Source organism: Marinobacter sp. ELB17 (assembly GCF_000169375.1).
Taxonomy (GTDB): domain Bacteria; phylum Pseudomonadota; class Gammaproteobacteria; order Pseudomonadales; family Oleiphilaceae; genus Marinobacter.
Genome location: NZ_AAXY01000029.1, coordinates 1 through 14302 on the forward strand (window position 1 = coordinate 1; position 14302 = coordinate 14302).

At 56.5% G+C, this 14302-nt stretch carries 14 protein-coding genes; 7 read left to right on the top strand and 7 right to left on the bottom strand.

Going from position 1 to position 14302, the window contains the following annotated elements; all coding sequences use genetic code 11:
* The 5 genes from MELB17_RS19585 to MELB17_RS19605 form a co-directional block, all read right to left on the bottom strand.
* Nucleotides 1–1081 (bottom strand): IucA/IucC family protein (locus MELB17_RS19585; RefSeq protein WP_007352082.1); only part of this gene is annotated, 1081 nt, incomplete at its 3' end.
* Nucleotides 1082–1117: 36 nt separating this feature from the next.
* Nucleotides 1118–2314 carry an MFS transporter gene (locus MELB17_RS19590; protein ID WP_007352083.1) on the bottom strand — a complete coding sequence of 399 codons (1197 nt, stop codon included), beginning with the start codon at nt 2312–2314 and terminating at the stop codon, nt 1118–1120.
* The gene (locus tag MELB17_RS19595) at nt 2311–4107 is read right to left on the bottom strand and encodes an IucA/IucC family protein (protein WP_007352084.1); all 1797 of its coding nucleotides are present in this window, start codon (nt 4105–4107) and stop codon (nt 2311–2313) included. Before MELB17_RS19595 ends, MELB17_RS19590 begins: the two co-directional genes overlap by 4 nt.
* Nucleotides 4104–5321: an ATP-grasp domain-containing protein gene (locus tag MELB17_RS19600; RefSeq protein WP_007352085.1), complete on the bottom strand. Its 1218-nt coding sequence runs from the start codon at nt 5319–5321 to the stop codon at nt 4104–4106. The genes MELB17_RS19595 and MELB17_RS19600 overlap by 4 nt, the downstream gene beginning before the upstream one ends.
* A 158-nt stretch (nt 5322–5479) precedes the next feature.
* The gene (locus MELB17_RS19605) at nt 5480–6244 is read right to left on the bottom strand and encodes an HpcH/HpaI aldolase family protein (RefSeq protein ID WP_007352086.1); all 765 of its coding nucleotides are present in this window, start codon (nt 6242–6244) and stop codon (nt 5480–5482) included.
* A 295-nt stretch (nt 6245–6539) separates the two neighbouring features.
* Here MELB17_RS19605 and MELB17_RS19610 point away from each other — a divergent pair, with 295 nt between their 5' ends.
* Genes MELB17_RS19610 through MELB17_RS19625 form a run of 4 tightly spaced genes read left to right on the top strand, consistent with a single transcriptional unit; the run spans nt 6540 to nt 8846 of the window.
* The gene (locus MELB17_RS19610; protein ID WP_007352087.1) at nt 6540–7307 is read left to right on the top strand and encodes a MotA/TolQ/ExbB proton channel family protein; all 768 of its coding nucleotides are present in this window, start codon (nt 6540–6542) and stop codon (nt 7305–7307) included.
* Nucleotides 7294–7701, top strand: coding sequence for an ExbD/TolR family protein (locus MELB17_RS19615; RefSeq protein ID WP_007352088.1), 408 nt, complete (start codon nt 7294–7296; stop codon nt 7699–7701). Before MELB17_RS19610 ends, MELB17_RS19615 begins: the two co-directional genes overlap by 14 nt.
* A gap of 3 nt (nt 7702–7704) precedes the next feature.
* Nucleotides 7705–8139 (top strand): ExbD/TolR family protein, encoded by a 435-nt coding sequence (locus MELB17_RS19620; RefSeq protein ID WP_227498991.1) that lies wholly within the window; start codon nt 7705–7707, stop codon nt 8137–8139.
* Nucleotides 8136–8846: an energy transducer TonB gene (locus MELB17_RS19625; protein WP_007352090.1), complete on the top strand. Its 711-nt coding sequence runs from the start codon at nt 8136–8138 to the stop codon at nt 8844–8846. The genes MELB17_RS19620 and MELB17_RS19625 overlap by 4 nt, the downstream gene beginning before the upstream one ends.
* Before the next feature lie 186 nt (nt 8847–9032).
* Here MELB17_RS19625 and MELB17_RS19630 read toward each other — a convergent pair whose 3' ends face one another.
* Nucleotides 9033–10361: an ATP-binding protein gene (locus MELB17_RS19630; protein WP_007352091.1), complete on the bottom strand. Its 1329-nt coding sequence runs from the start codon at nt 10359–10361 to the stop codon at nt 9033–9035.
* Nucleotides 10351–11016: a response regulator transcription factor gene (locus MELB17_RS19635; protein WP_007352092.1), complete on the bottom strand. Its 666-nt coding sequence runs from the start codon at nt 11014–11016 to the stop codon at nt 10351–10353. Before MELB17_RS19635 ends, MELB17_RS19630 begins: the two co-directional genes overlap by 11 nt.
* 140 nt (nt 11017–11156) lie before the next feature.
* Between MELB17_RS19635 and MELB17_RS19640 the strand changes: the two genes are divergently transcribed.
* The 3 genes from MELB17_RS19640 to MELB17_RS19650 are packed head-to-tail and all read left to right on the top strand — an operon-like array spanning nt 11157 to nt 14275.
* Complete coding sequence (locus tag MELB17_RS19640) at nt 11157–11540, top strand: PepSY domain-containing protein (protein ID WP_007352093.1); 384 nt, start codon at nt 11157–11159, stop codon at nt 11538–11540.
* Between the two features lie 17 nt (nt 11541–11557).
* Nucleotides 11558–12031, top strand: a complete 474-nt coding sequence (locus tag MELB17_RS19645; RefSeq protein ID WP_007352094.1) for a DUF2271 domain-containing protein — start codon at nt 11558–11560, stop codon at nt 12029–12031.
* An 18-nt stretch (nt 12032–12049) separates the two neighbouring features.
* Nucleotides 12050–14275 carry a PepSY domain-containing protein gene (locus MELB17_RS19650; RefSeq protein WP_007352095.1) on the top strand — a complete coding sequence of 742 codons (2226 nt, stop codon included), beginning with the start codon at nt 12050–12052 and terminating at the stop codon, nt 14273–14275.
* Nucleotides 14276–14302: the final 27 nt, after the last annotated feature.

The window sequence follows — 14302 nt, forward strand, 5'->3', positions numbered from 1 at the left end:
CTTCTGCCTCGGTGAAGTCGAGAGTGATATAGGCCGGCTCGTACATCAGCTCGAACCCCGGATAGTCAGCGAGCGCCGGTTCAAGGTGTTCCCGCAACATCCGCGATAGGGCCACCGCGCTCTCCAGTTCGTAGTACGCATTTTTGCGTACGCAATTAGTGAGCCGGACATGGGTTGAGAACTTGTAGAAAAAGGAATTACCCGGCTGGTAAAGCGTGCGTACCGACGCCGTCGGATAAAAAATGCTGCCACCCTGTCCCAATAGCTGAATACGACCACTGCGGATGGCCTCCAGCACGAAAGCCTGACGCATCAGGTAGCGCGCCTGCCAGGGGTGCACGGGAAGTGCCAAGAACCCTGACGGCACCTCAAGCCCGGGCGGAGCCGCCAGATTCTTTAGGTCTTCTGCTACCAGCCCTCGGCAACGCAGATCGCGTGGGTGCACAGCGAAATAGTAAAGTCCAAACCCGGCACCCATTTCCGGCGAATATTGCAGGGTATCTTCCTCGCTGAAGCCTTCCCTGGCTTTCGGCGCGGGGTGGTAACGGTGCCCGAAACTTAGCGCCTGTTCGGACCAGCGGTAGCCCTTCAACCCTTCGCCCCAATTCGCCGGCACCTGGCTATAGCTGAGAATGCGCCGCATAACGTCACAACTAGCCAGAATCTGCTGGTAAAGCTCGGCGTTGAACGGTTGCCCATAGCGCAGGGCGAGGTTTTGCAGCAACACTCTTGCCAGCCGGGCCAGGTCCAGCACTTGCCAGCCCCGGGACAGGGATTTGTAAAAAGGTGATGACTGGAAGCGATAGCTCCCGGCCAGAGAATCCCCCGCCACGGCCAACAACAGCTCCCCCGTCAGTTCTGGCAGGTTAATTCGCAGGACTGCGCCGTTGCCGGTGGCCAGCTTCATCCGCAGCGCCTGGGGCCAGCTCCGCCCCCCGCTTAACGGCGCCACCTGCAACTCATTGGCGGGGGCCGCGATATCACGGTAATAGCAGTTGAGCAACGCTTCAATGCTGCGTTGACCTGCGAGGTCTTCACATCGTTTGTCTTGATAGTGGTGATTAAGCGCTGTACTGGGCATTGCGTGAGTCCTCTTGCCTAAGAATGTTCTGCGGTATCACGTGGTCACCTGTTTGGGGGCTTCAGCATCCAACGGGATTGGTTTCCGGAAGGTAAGAATTAACGGAAGCGTCACCAACAGCACCGTAGCCCCCATCCACAAAGGCGCTGACAGGCCGGCTGGCCCGCTCAATACACCGGCAGCCAGGCCAGCTGCGACACCCGCCCATTTGCCAATGCTATCCAGCGCACCAAAGGTGCGGCCGGCGCAATCCGTTCTGGTCAGTTGCGCAATCCAGCCATGTAAGACAAAAAAACCAAGTGTCATGCCCACTCCCATAACAATGCGCCATAGCGCCAGCCCAATCAGGGAGCCAGACCAGGCCTGCCCAGCATAGGACAGCGCCATCAACAGGAAGCCGATGGCAAGCCCGGTTTTAGTCCCCCAGCCGACTTTTTTCCCAAAGGGCGTCCAAAGCGCAATCAAATAAATAAGGTGCGGCAGGCTGTAGAGCATCCCGGCTGCCAGGGCTCCAACTCCCGTCACATGCTGTACCCAGGGAATGAAATAGGGAAAGGTCGCCACCATCGAGAAATTGAAGGCGAACTGCACTGCCCATAACCGTCGCCACTCCGTCGGAAGTGTTGGCGTAGATCTCGTTGGTTCTCCGGGCATCACAGCATCAGGTCTGGGCCTATCTGCCGACGTAGCAAAACCGAGCAGCAGCGCGGCCAGTATGGGCAGAAAGGCCAGATACAGATAAATATCCTGGGCCGGGAAGACGCTGATCAGCGCACCGAACAACACCGGCGCCAGGACCATGGCGGCCCGCGCCGAGCCCTGCATCCAGTTGAGGCCACGGCTGAGGTCTTCCCCTTTGAGGCTGGTAGACAAGTAAGCACTGGAGGCTGCAAATGTGCCACCGAGAAACCCTTGCAGCACTAAAGCACCCAGGAAAACCCAGACTTCAGGTGCCACTCCAGCCAGTGCGAAGCCAAGAGCAAGCCCCAACTGCGCCCGCAACAGCGACCAGCGACGCCCCCAGCGATCGGCCGCTTTACCCCAGAAAGGCGCTGCCAATGCGGCACAAACCGTAGGAGCCACGTAAAACCAGCCCACCCATTGAGTGCCCCTCACGGCAAATGCGTCGGACAGAATCAAACCAAAAAAAGGCGGCATGCCTAGCGCTACCAAGGCCGCCGTAAAGTGGCACAGCAGTACAATCACCAACTGTCTGCGTTGCATGCGAGTCATACAGTGCGCCTTAGGAAGTTGGGAGCACTTTTGCCGTAGAACTTGTTAATATCGGTGGCGCCGGTGTTTGTTTTGCTCTCCAGGCTGCCGGCCCGCAGCAGGTATTTGACGTAGAGGTAATCGTCTTCCAGCAAATACTGGCGAGCAGCGTCGGTTGCCACACCCTCCTGCTCAAGCTCCCGTAGAATGGTGTCGATTTGATCTCGCAACCTCGTGTACCAGTCGCTCCGGCTGCCGTGTCCCCGCTCCACCAGTTCCTCCAACAGGACGGCGATATTGAGTTGCAAGGTAATGGTGGTGAACATTTGCGCCAGGGGTTCTTCGGCATCAACCAAGATGCGGTCATCCCGCACTTCATCCACCAATGGCGTCAGATTCCCCAAACGCGCGCACAGGCGTGCGGGCCAAAGACGCGGCGCATCGTTATCCTTCATCATTAGCTGTAAGGGGCCAGCGTCACTCAACACCAGCATGGAGTTCTGCTGGTTGGACTCAAGGGCTATGCCGTACTTTAGCCATAGACGCAAGTGCACCGTCAGCGTCAGGTTGAGATAGTCTTGCAGGAAGCCTGTCAGGTCGCCGCCATAGAAACGCGCCGCCAACGCCTCCATTACACAGCGCCCATCGGCACCAGAGGCCGACAGAGCCGCGACGGGAACCATGGTTGTGCCTTCGAGTCCGGCGGGGTAACGGCGCACGATCACGCCCAACCAGCTTAGATCGTCGACATGGGCACCGGTCGATTCATCGGTCAGGCGGTATCGAGCCGTGAGTGCTGGGTCGCTCGCCGCGACTGCCGTCAACAGACGCTGCACCGTATAGCCATCGTAAATCGTGCTGGGTTTGACCGTGCGAATATTGCGAGCGCCGAGCGTCCGGATCGTCAGCGGCACTTTCAAATGAACAGTGGGTTCGTGGACCACTTGCAGGGTGCGTACCGACAATGTCGGCATCACCCAAACAGCAGGTTCTGGGGCTAAATGAACCAGGCCGTCCAGATCTGAGTCGGACAAATACTGTGTAAGGGCGATGCCCCACAAATGCGGATGCACAGGCATCAGTTGATGATCATCCTCCAGCGAGGCATCAAGGCCGACCGCCGGAAAATCTGGCCAGCATTCTGGTAAATCTCCCTGGGTCTGCACTCGCGCCTTGGCAACGGCTAACCAGCGTAATTGAAAGGTTGGCGCGAATTCCGGGGCGTATGCCCGCAATGCTGCGCTGTCAAAGCCGGTTTTTGCTCGCGCGCTGGGGTAAAAGGGATGATCAAGGAACGCAGCAAGGCGGTCATAAAACAACATGCCCCCAGCGCCGCCAGCGAATACTGGCCAGGCCTCATCAGACCCGGAAAGCTCCTGGAACCATCGGGCCTTCTCTTGCTGGCATAACGAATGGTGCGAAATTGCTGTATTGCATTCCGCCTCGTAGGTTTGGTGCTGGGAGAATTGCTCATCGTCCACGGCCGGGCGCAAGTAAGACAGTATCTGGTCATAGCGATTCACCAGTTTCCAGTCATCCAGTGCTTCGCGCGACTGCCACAGCAGCGGATCACCACTCCAGCACCAGGCCTGCATAAAACCGGCAGCTCGCGCCGGCAGCCATAGAATGCCTTTCTCGAGCTCCCATCTTAACCATGTTCCGGGCGCCTCCGGGCCGTGCGGTACCTCCTGTGCTGATACGGGCCGTGCACGACTTTGGCAACCTGCCACGTCTTCACGAATGAATGTGTCAATCAGGCGTCTGGTCAAATAGCGATTGGCGTCCAACACCGGGGGGATCGCTGGCGCATTCATGAGCGCAGCTCCCATTCATCGGCAAGCACCCTGCTCCAGTCGTCCAGCGCATGGTCGATGGTCGCCTGGTCGCTTGCGAAAAGGCGCAGGATACCGAGATAGTCCTTGTTGGAATGGGTGATCCGAACCTCGTCACCAACGCCTCGCAAGGGCTTGAACTCCAGCTCTCCATCACCGCAAGATTCCTGACGAGCGGCGCCCGCCCGAACGATCTCGCCAGCACCTGGCGCCATCAGGTAGCGAACATGAGCGGCTTGGCACGGCGGCTCGAGAGAGGGTAAGGGCTCCCCGAGGTGCAGGCGGAGTACACTGTCAAACCAGCGGCCATTCAGCATCCGATCTAACAGAAACTCGCGCCCGTCTCCGATGCTTCGATAATTGATCTCAATTAATTGCGGGCCGGTGGCGGTCAGCACAAACTCACTGTGACAGGCGCCGAATTGCACGCCAAACGCCCGCACCTGCTCCAGCATTTGCTGTACCAAAGAGTCGTCTGGCCGGAACGGGCGCCAGCGGGCATCCAGTTCCACAAAATGGGGTGGCGCTGACAAGGTGACGTCAAACCCACCCAGCGCTATCAGGTCATGCTGGTCCCCAAGGGTCTCCAGAGTATGTACAGGACCTTCAAGAAAAGCCTCCAACAGAAGAGGCTGGCCAGGATTCTGACGCCAGAAACCGTCACAATAATTGTGTAGTTGCGTGAAACTTTCGATCTTCTCAACGTGCAGACTCGCCACCCCCTCTCTCGGCTTGACAACACAGGGGTATGGCACATCCGCAGGCAACGCGCTTAGGCTTTGCGGAGTGTGAAGCTCGGCAAACCAACAACCACCCTGCTCCTCGGTCTGCAATCGCGCACGCATAGCCGCTTTATTCTTGGCCTGATAACAAACTCGCCAGTCTTTTCCTAGCAAGCCGAAATAGGCTGCCGCGAGCGCCGTGACGGTTTGCAGGTGGTCGCTGTTGGAAAACACCCCCGCCAACGGTGACATGTGTGCCAGCGCATCCAAAGCGGCAATCGGATTGAACACATCACACTCGACAATATCGGCCGGATACGCAGGCAGGTCTGGCTGACTGAAATGCCGATGATGGGCGGCGGCCTGATCGGTAACAATAACCACCCGGCGACCGAGCCGGTGAGCTGCAGGCAGAAAGCCATAGTTGACGGCGTCCGTAGGCACGTGCGCCAGCATAACCAGGGTGTCGCTCATCCTGATATTTCCTCTGTTGGTGGAGTTGATATTTAGGGTTTTGTGTCACTTAACATAAAATAGTAATGGGACGCATTACTGTCTGTGAGCTATAAATAGCCGACGGCGTTTATATTTTCTACTGATTTAAATGAATTTGAGTGAAGATCGAATTTTGTTCAGGCTTTGCTGGTAGTGAGGTGACTCTTTAGTTGCCTGAACAGAAGACTACGGTCTTCGCCCAACAGAAAGACCTGCGCATCCCAGACGCGCCAATGGGCTAACTGCTCAGCATTACGGGGCAAAGCACAGAAATGACGGTCTGCTTTTCGACAGGTTTCGGCCAGACCGGTGATCGCGTCCTGCACACTGGGATGGAAGGGATCACCGGCAACACCCAGCGACTGGGACAGATCCACAGCGCCCTCCAGCAGCCAGTCAACGCCCGGCACATTGGCAATCTCCTCACAATTGCTGAGTCCTTCCGTGTCCTCAATCATCAATACCACCAGTATTTCGCGGTTGGCTTCTGCCAAATAACGACCAAGAGGGATAGTCCCGAACCCGGTGGTCCGACCCCCCGTAATACCTCGCTCTCCCAGTGGGGCGTAGCGCGCCATACTGACCACTGCCCTGGCCTCCCTGGCATTGCGCACCCTCGGCACAACAATACCTTGAGCACCACTATCGAGAGCCCGGGCAATAGCACCGACATCTGGCCCTGGAACCCGAACCAGCGGAGTGATGCCCGCACACTCCGCCGCCCGGATCATATGCTCAACCGTTTCAGGATTGGTGGACAAGTGCTCTGTATCTAGGATAACGAAGTCATAACCGGCGTAACCGATCATCTCTACTAACCAGGTAGAAGGAACTGCGTTCAGCAGCCCATAAACGGCTTTACCTTCGGAGAGCTTGTGCTTGGTGGTGTTCGTTGTGAGCATGATCAGTCACTTAGTCGTATTCATTAAATGATAATCATTCCTATTTAATACGTCAACCTTTTGCCCTAGATACGGTTACGACGTGGACAGGGGATACACGTTTGCAGTGTCGATTGCCTCAAGCAGGAGCGAGATAGCGACGCCAAGCAAGAAGACGAACTTCGGACGGCCCTGACTTTAATGGCATCATCTTGCTTCCGTAGAGGGTTTCCGGGTTCTAAGGGGGTCACAACTAGACTAATGTAATATAAATCGTTATCATTCGTACCCTTATTTATGGCGGAGCCAGATCATTATGAACCCCCTCACTACGGATTTCAGCGGAGCGGCCATAAACCCCCTACAGCAACTGACCGAGATGGGCGGCCCCGTCATGTGGGTACTGCTGGGACTGGCGGTTCTTGGCCTGGTGGCGTTCTTCTATCTGGTCATCACCGGTGCGCTCTTCGCGCCTCGCCTGACTTCACGCTTGCGAAAAACCCTCAACCAGTGGCAGCAGCAACCGTCACAGCACTGTGTTGAATCGTTGAACGACGTCTCGGGCTGGCTTACCCGATGCAACCCGTTGCCACAGATGATTCGCGTGGCGATGATCACCAGCCTTGAGTGCCGCGATGGAACAGACGTGCGTGAAGAATTGGCTCGCCAGTCCCAGCATGCGCTGAAGCCATTCGAGGCACCCCTGAAAGTCATCGAAGTGATAGCCGCACTGGCGCCGCTGCTGGGCCTGCTGGGCACGGTAATGGGAATGATGTCTGCTTTTAGCGCCATGTCGGTGGCAGAAGGTCAGGCCAATGCCTCGCAACTCAGCGGCGGTATCTACGAAGCACTGACCACCACTGCGGCGGGGCTGGTTGTAGCGATTCCTTTTGCGGCTATTGCCGCCTGGGCGGAATTCCGCCTGCGCCGGCTGAACTTGATGATGAATGACACCCTGGTGCGGGTGATTACCACGCCCATTGAGGTTCGCGAAACCCGGGCTCGATCAACAGAAACGCCAACGCCCGCGGTGACTGCAAAGCCCCGGGCGACTCAACGCGACGACGCCTATGCGACTGGTTGAACCCCGCCCGGCCCGGCCGCTACCGATTCGCTTGACGCCGCTGATTGATGTGGTGTTTATCCTGTTGGTGTTCTTCATGCTGACCACCCGGCTGCTGCCGGTGGAGCACCTGTTGCTGGACAACGCCACCACACCAACGGAGTCAGCCAACGGCGAGCCAATCCCGGCAATGACACTCTACGGTGATGGCACGCTGGGCTTGCGTGGGCAGCGTCTGCGAATCTCCGCAATGGTCAGTAAGCTCACTGAAAACGGGATTAAAAAAGTAAACCTGAAGGCATTGGGAGAGGCCTCGCTGGCGAATTTCACGTTCAGCCTGAGCACCTTGAAAGGCGCCGGTATTGAGGTTTACTGGATGCGCGCAACCGCGTCATCGAATCGTGAGGGTCAGTGAGTCGTGAGATTGTCAAGCAATGCACAGCCGACGACGTTGACCGTTCCGATTGCCGGTAGCGAAAAAACACTGCTGTCCCGGGTGGAGGACAACCTGTTGCCGCTGATCAATCTGGCTTTCCTGTTGCTGATGTTTTTTATCGCGGTAGGCCAAATGAGCTCCACATCTCTGCCCGACCTTCCGGACTCCAGGGCTCAGCAGGCGCCCAAACAGCCCCGGGCGGATCTGGTCGTCAAAAGTTCCGATGATTGGTTTGTTGATGGCCAGTCAATTACCGAAGCCCAATTACTGGATTTTCTGCCCGTACCCAATGACAAAACGCCTTTGCGTATTGGGGCCAACCGCTCCATGACAATGGCAGCTATGGAAAAACTGTTTCAGCGATTGGAAAGCGGTGGCTACAGGGACATTGTCTTACTGGTCCAGCCCGGCTCATGAGTACACGGGCGCACCTATTTATTCTGCTGGCAGCGATCAGCCTGACCGGAACGATACTGCTTATCGCACTATCCACGGTACAACCGCAGGTCACGATCCCCGAGGGTAAGGACCCAGCCAACCAGACTCGCTCGATTCGCATTACACTGGCCGACCAGGCACCCGAACCGGAATCGGCTGCGCAACCAGCAGGCGTTCCGGCTCCAAGGCCGGAACCGAAAAAACAGCCCGAGCCTTCACCCAAAGAGCCAGCACCGAAATTCGACCCGATGCCAGAACCAGAGCCAGCGGAGAGCGCAAGCAAGCCAGTTGCAAAAACTAACACCAAACCAGCGGGAAAAACGGTCGCTCGCCAATCCGAAAAAACGGCAAAGTCCGCCGAGCCCACAAAAAAACAGCTACGCGCGGGGGCCTCACAGAAGACGGACAACTACCTCTCAAAACTGGTACGCCACCTGAGTGCCTACCGGGACTATCCGCGTCGTGCCCGGCGACTGGGCCTGCAGGGAACGCCCCTTGTGGTGTTCGAGTTTGATCGGGCGGGTCGACTCCTGAACTATCGCCTGTTACAAGGTTCATCCCACCGCATACTGGATGACGCAGCGCTGAATATGCTGAAACTGGCGTCGCCGTTTCCGCCAGTGCCGGATGACATGACCAGCGAGACCTTCCGTTTTCAATTGCCGGTCGCGTTCCAGCTCCGTTAAATGCACCGTAAGGGAATTGCATTTCCGCAAAAACAGCACCACAAAAGCTTCGCGGCGAAACCGATTCCCCTACGTTAGCGATTAACTCGCAGGCCACTGGTACGTAGGTTGGGCACGAACAAACTCCGATTAGGTTTGTTTGAATTATGCAGAGTTAACCTGACACCAGCCTTAAACGTCTAGTTCTCATTCGACCACAACAATATTGAGTTCGGCTTCAAAACCGTCGCTTTGGCCCGAGGCTGGTGATCGCAGGTTCAGGGTTATGCCCGCGCCGCTGGTGATGGCTTCAACAATCGCAAGCCCAATGCCGGAGCCTACTGTTTTTGTGTTGGAGCGGACAAAGCGATTACGCAATAAGGCTAGCTTCTCCGGCGATACAACCTCACCGCGATTGACCACTCGCAGGATACCGTCATCTGTCAGGCTGATATTCACAGGTTGATCGTTCGCGCCATGCCTAAGGGCATTGTCGATCAGATTCCGAACCAGAATGGCGAAGGCATCCAGGTCCAGTAATGACGTAACGTCATCATCAGGCAGGTTGAGCAGGAGTCGGCCGGGTGACTGGTGGTCATAATCGCTGGCTACCATCCGCAGTATGGGCACCAGGTTGTCAACCTGCTCTGATAAAGCGCTGCCACCCTCAGCCTTCGCCAGTTCCAGCAGCTTCTCTGACAGTCTTGAAAGGGTGCGAAGCGACTCTTCAATCTCGCTGGCTCGTGCTTTAACTCCTGCATCCTGCGTTTCCGTCTTTAACCGCTGTAGCTTGGCCAACGCCGTTGCCAGTGGGGTTCGCAATTCATGGGCGCTGTTGGCGGTAAAACTGCGCTCTGCTTCAAGGGCGCGACGCAGACGCTCCAGCAACCGGTTCACCGAGATCATGATAGGCTTAAACTCTTCCGGCAAACGCTCGACTGCGACGGGCGAAAGGTCGCCACCACCGCGGACTTCTATCGACTGCTGCAATTGAACAACTCGGCGAAGTGAACGTTTTATCACCCACCACACGCCCACCAGGCTGATGGGAATCAGAAATATAAGCGGCAACAGTAATGCAAGGCTCGTGTCCAGAACCGCTGCGCGCCTGTGATCCAGCGGTTCGGCAACCTCAATGTACAGGGTTTCGCTGATGGCTGACTCCCCGTATATCCGATGAGTTAGCGTGTCAGAGAAGCCTTCTCGCGGAATGGCGCCGAAAATTTTGGGGTCCGCGTCGTGGGATTGCAGCAGCAGCTTGCCTGACTTGTCCCGAACCAGATAGGTGAGATACTCGTTGTGTTCTTTCAGGGCCAATGCACGTTCCAAGCTTGGGTCCCCCTCCCGATTCAGTATGTCGGTCACCGCCAATGGCAGGATACGCTGCGCTGTTTCCTCCAATGCACTGTCGAATACCTCGTTCATTTCGTGCCGGGCCACCACGCCTGACGCTATAACACCCAACAGCCACAGCAAGGTCACGCCAAGGGTAAGCCAGGTGCCAAGGGTTTTGTGTAAGCTGGCTTTAGTGCTCATTCGGTTCCAGCCTGTAACCCATACCTCTGACGGTTACTATGGCATCGTGCCCCAGTTTTTTGCGCATACGGCTGATGTAAACCTCTATGGTGTTACTTTCAATTTCAGCCCCAAATTCGTACAGCCGGTCTTCAAGCTGAGCCCGCGATAGCAGTATTCCCGGGCGTTGCAAAAACCCCTCAAACAGCGCCCATTCACGGGCAGTAAGCTCCACTGGCTGGCCGTTGCGGTCGATGCGGCGGTCAGCCAGATCCACTTCAAGGTCGCCAACACGCACCAGAGGATTCGGGTTGCCACGATAACGACGTGCCACGGCGGCCACCCGGGCAGACAACTCTGATAAGTCAAAGGGCTTCACCAGATAGTCGTCGGCACCGGCGTTCAGCCCTGTGATGCGGTCTGACACCTGATCCCGGGCGGTCAGAATGATCACGGGGGTTGTATCACCGGTTGCCCTCAGTTTTTTCAAAAAATCAAAACCGTGACCGTCTGGCAGCATCAGGTCGAGCAAAATCAGATTATAAGGCGTGGTTTTCACGCTCGTCTCAGCGAAAGCAAGGCTCTGAACCCAGTCCACGGCATGGCCATCTTCGCTGATCTGATCCTGCACGGCCTCGCCCAACCCGGTTGTATCCTCAACCAACAGTACCCGCATATCTCACCTTTCCCGTGATCGTGACCAAACGATACTACAGCCGTTACCTGACCGCAGCCTGAAGCAGCATTATTACCGTTCAGGCCAGTGTCAGGTAGCAAGCTTAAGATTGTTTCAACGGACTCAACGGGAGACATGCCATGAATATAAAACCCCTTGTTATCACCTTTTCGTTGCTGCTCATGAGCGGCAGCGCCTTGGCCGACGATGATTGCGATGACCCGATTGCCGGATGGCAACCCCGGGAGAGCCTGCGACAGAAGCTTGAAGCGGAAGGTTGGAAGGTGTTCCGCATCAAGGTGGATGACGGCTGTTACGAGGTTAAAGGAAGGGATCCAAACGGTCATCGTGTGGAGGCCGAGTACTCGCCAGCGACCTTTGAGCTGAGGGAAATGGAGCGCGAAGATGACGATCACGATGATGACCGTCATGGCAAGTCACGAAACGACAACGCATCGACCAATGAAGACCCGGTTTCGCCTAGGGGAATCGTCAAAGGTCGCCCCACCGTGACTGTTGAGTAATTAAAGGAGAGTAGATCATGAAAAAGATTCTGTTTGCGCTAGGCCTTGCGGCTGTGATGACGGTACCGGGCTACGCACAGGCCAGGGAAGTCACTTTCAGCACACAACTGAGCAATTACGGCGGTGACGGAGCTTACCTCGCGCTCTACCTCACCGATGCCGATGGCAAATATCATGAGACCCTCTGGATATCTGGCGAGAAAAGCAAATATTACAAGCATCTGCGCGATTGGGCCCGGGGCAGCGGTTTGAACCAGGCTGAATACGATGGCCTGACCGGCGCCAGTGTGACCAGTGGGCGCACCCAGAACGTGACCCTGGAACTTGATGACGTAATGATCGATGCCGGCTACCAGGTTCGTGTGGATAGCGCCGTTGAAGATATGCGCGACAACCGCTCGGATGTGGTGGTTCCGCTAACCACGGAAGGCTCTGGAAAGTCTATTGCTGGCCGTGGCTACGTCCAGTCTTTTGTCTATAACCTCAAGTAACTGACGGGCACCAGCTTCATGCTACGCAAGCTTCATGGTTGGCCTGGATTGGTCGCCGCATTGCTGCTTTTGGTGCTGGCGACCACGGGCGTTGTTTTGTCCGTCGCACCCGCCATTGAACGGGCGAGCGCGACCATTCCGGCGACCGGCCAAATCAGTGTTGCTGACCTGGCTGAGCGTGTAGTGGCGCATTATCCGGGCACCGAGCAGATACAACGCTCTCTTTCAGGCGAAGTTATCGTCTATTACAGCCGAGACGGCCAGCCAGGAGCGGACCTGGTTAACCCCCTGACCGGTGAGGGTATTGCCCTCTATCAGCCATCAGCCTTTTTGCGCTGGGTAAAGAATCTGCACCGCTCATTTCTATTGGATGATGCAGGCCGAATGGTTGCCGGCGGCTTGGCGGTAATGATGCTGTTGCTATGCCTATCCGGCATGTTTCTGCTGGCACGACGTATCGGGGGGTGGAAGGCCGTTTTAAAGCCCATTGCAGGTTCCGGTAGCTCGCGGATTCACGCCGAGCTGGCACGCTTTGCGGTTATCGGTTTGTTGCTGTCGGCACTGACGGGCAGCTACATGTCTGCCGTGCGGTTTGGCCTGTTGCCGGAGGCTGCTGCTGCGGAGCCATCCTTTCCGGCGGAGGTTTCAGGCGGCACGCCGGCACCGGTGAACTCTCTGATCGCGCTAAAAAACGTAGACGCAAGCGAGCTGCGTGAGCTGGTGTTCCCTTACCCGGACGACCCCAGCGACGTCTATTCCCTGAACACCACGCAGGGCTCCGGGTTCGTTGATCAGGCAACCGGAGAACTGCTGCAGTACCAGCCTCGCTCTGCTGGTAATCAGTTCCAGCACTGGATGATTCGCCTGCACACGGGTGAAGGCCTGTGGTGGCTGGGTTTGATTCTTGGGGTGGCTGCGCTGACCGTGCCGGCGCTGTCGTTTACCGGTATACAGGTCTGGTGGCGGCGACGTTCAACATCCGCGTGCCTGGGTGAAGGTGCCAGTACCGAAATGGCGGATGTGGTTATTCTGGTGGGTTCAGAAGGCAATACCACCTGGGGTTTTGCAAGAGATCTTCAAAAAAAGCTCAATCAGGCCGGCAAAAAAGTACATTGTGCGCCGATGAATGACCTGGCAAAACGCTACCCGCAAGCCTCGGTGCTTTTTATTCTGACATCAACCTACGGAGACGGTGACGCGCCCTCCTCCGCCAGTCAGTTCATGACTCGATTTGAACACTTTCAGGCGGATGACGGATTGGGGTTTGTGGTCCTAGGGTTTGGTGACCGACAGTTCCCAAAATTCTGTCAGTATTCGCTGGATGTAGACGCTGCCCTCAGTAGTAAAGGCCTGCCGCAAATGGACTTTGTTACACGAATCGATCGCGGCTCCGCCATCCAGTTTCGTGAATGGGGCGAGGCTATCGGCGAGCGCATGGGCATCTCATTGGCGCTCGCCCATAATCCCGCGCCAGCCACCACTACGGAATTCGAGCTTGTTGAGCGCGTGGACTATGGCGTTGCGGTAAACGCACCTACCAGCATATTGCGTTTCAGGCCGGTACAAGATCGCAGAAATTTATGGCAGGTGTTGTCTTTCAGAAGCCGGTTACATCTGCCGAGTTTCGAGGCGGGTGACTTGTTTGGCGTTGCGCCACCCGAAGATAACACGGCCCGATTGTATTCGTTGGCGTCTTCGGCCTCGGATGGGCAGTTGGAAATCTGCGTCCGGAAACAGACCAATGGCCTGTGTTCAGGGTATCTGCACAGCCTCAAACCGGGAGATCGTATTACCGGGTTTATCCAGCAAAACCCAGGCTTTCGTCCGGCGGGCGGTGCAACGTCCATTATTCTCGTGGGCGCCGGCGCAGGAATAGGCCCACTGGCCGGCTTTATCCGAAAAAATACTGACCTTAGTCCGATGCACCTATACTGGGGTGGACGCAATCCGCAATCGGATTTTCTCTATCAGCCGGAACTTGGTGGTTATCTGGATGACCACCGTCTTACCGGACTGAATACGGCGTTTTCACGATCAGCAGATAAAGCCTATGTTCAGGATGCCATCATGGCTGACGAAACCGCGTTGCGGCAATTGATTGAGAAAGGCGCCCAGGTGCTGGTGTGTGGTGGCCGGGATATGGCTTCTGGTGTGAGCCAGGTGTTTGACTCCATCCTCAAACCATCGCACATGGACGTCGATGAGTTGAGAGCCGAAGGGCGCTACCTGGAAGATGTTTACTGACATGGAATGCAGACGCAGTTGCAGCTC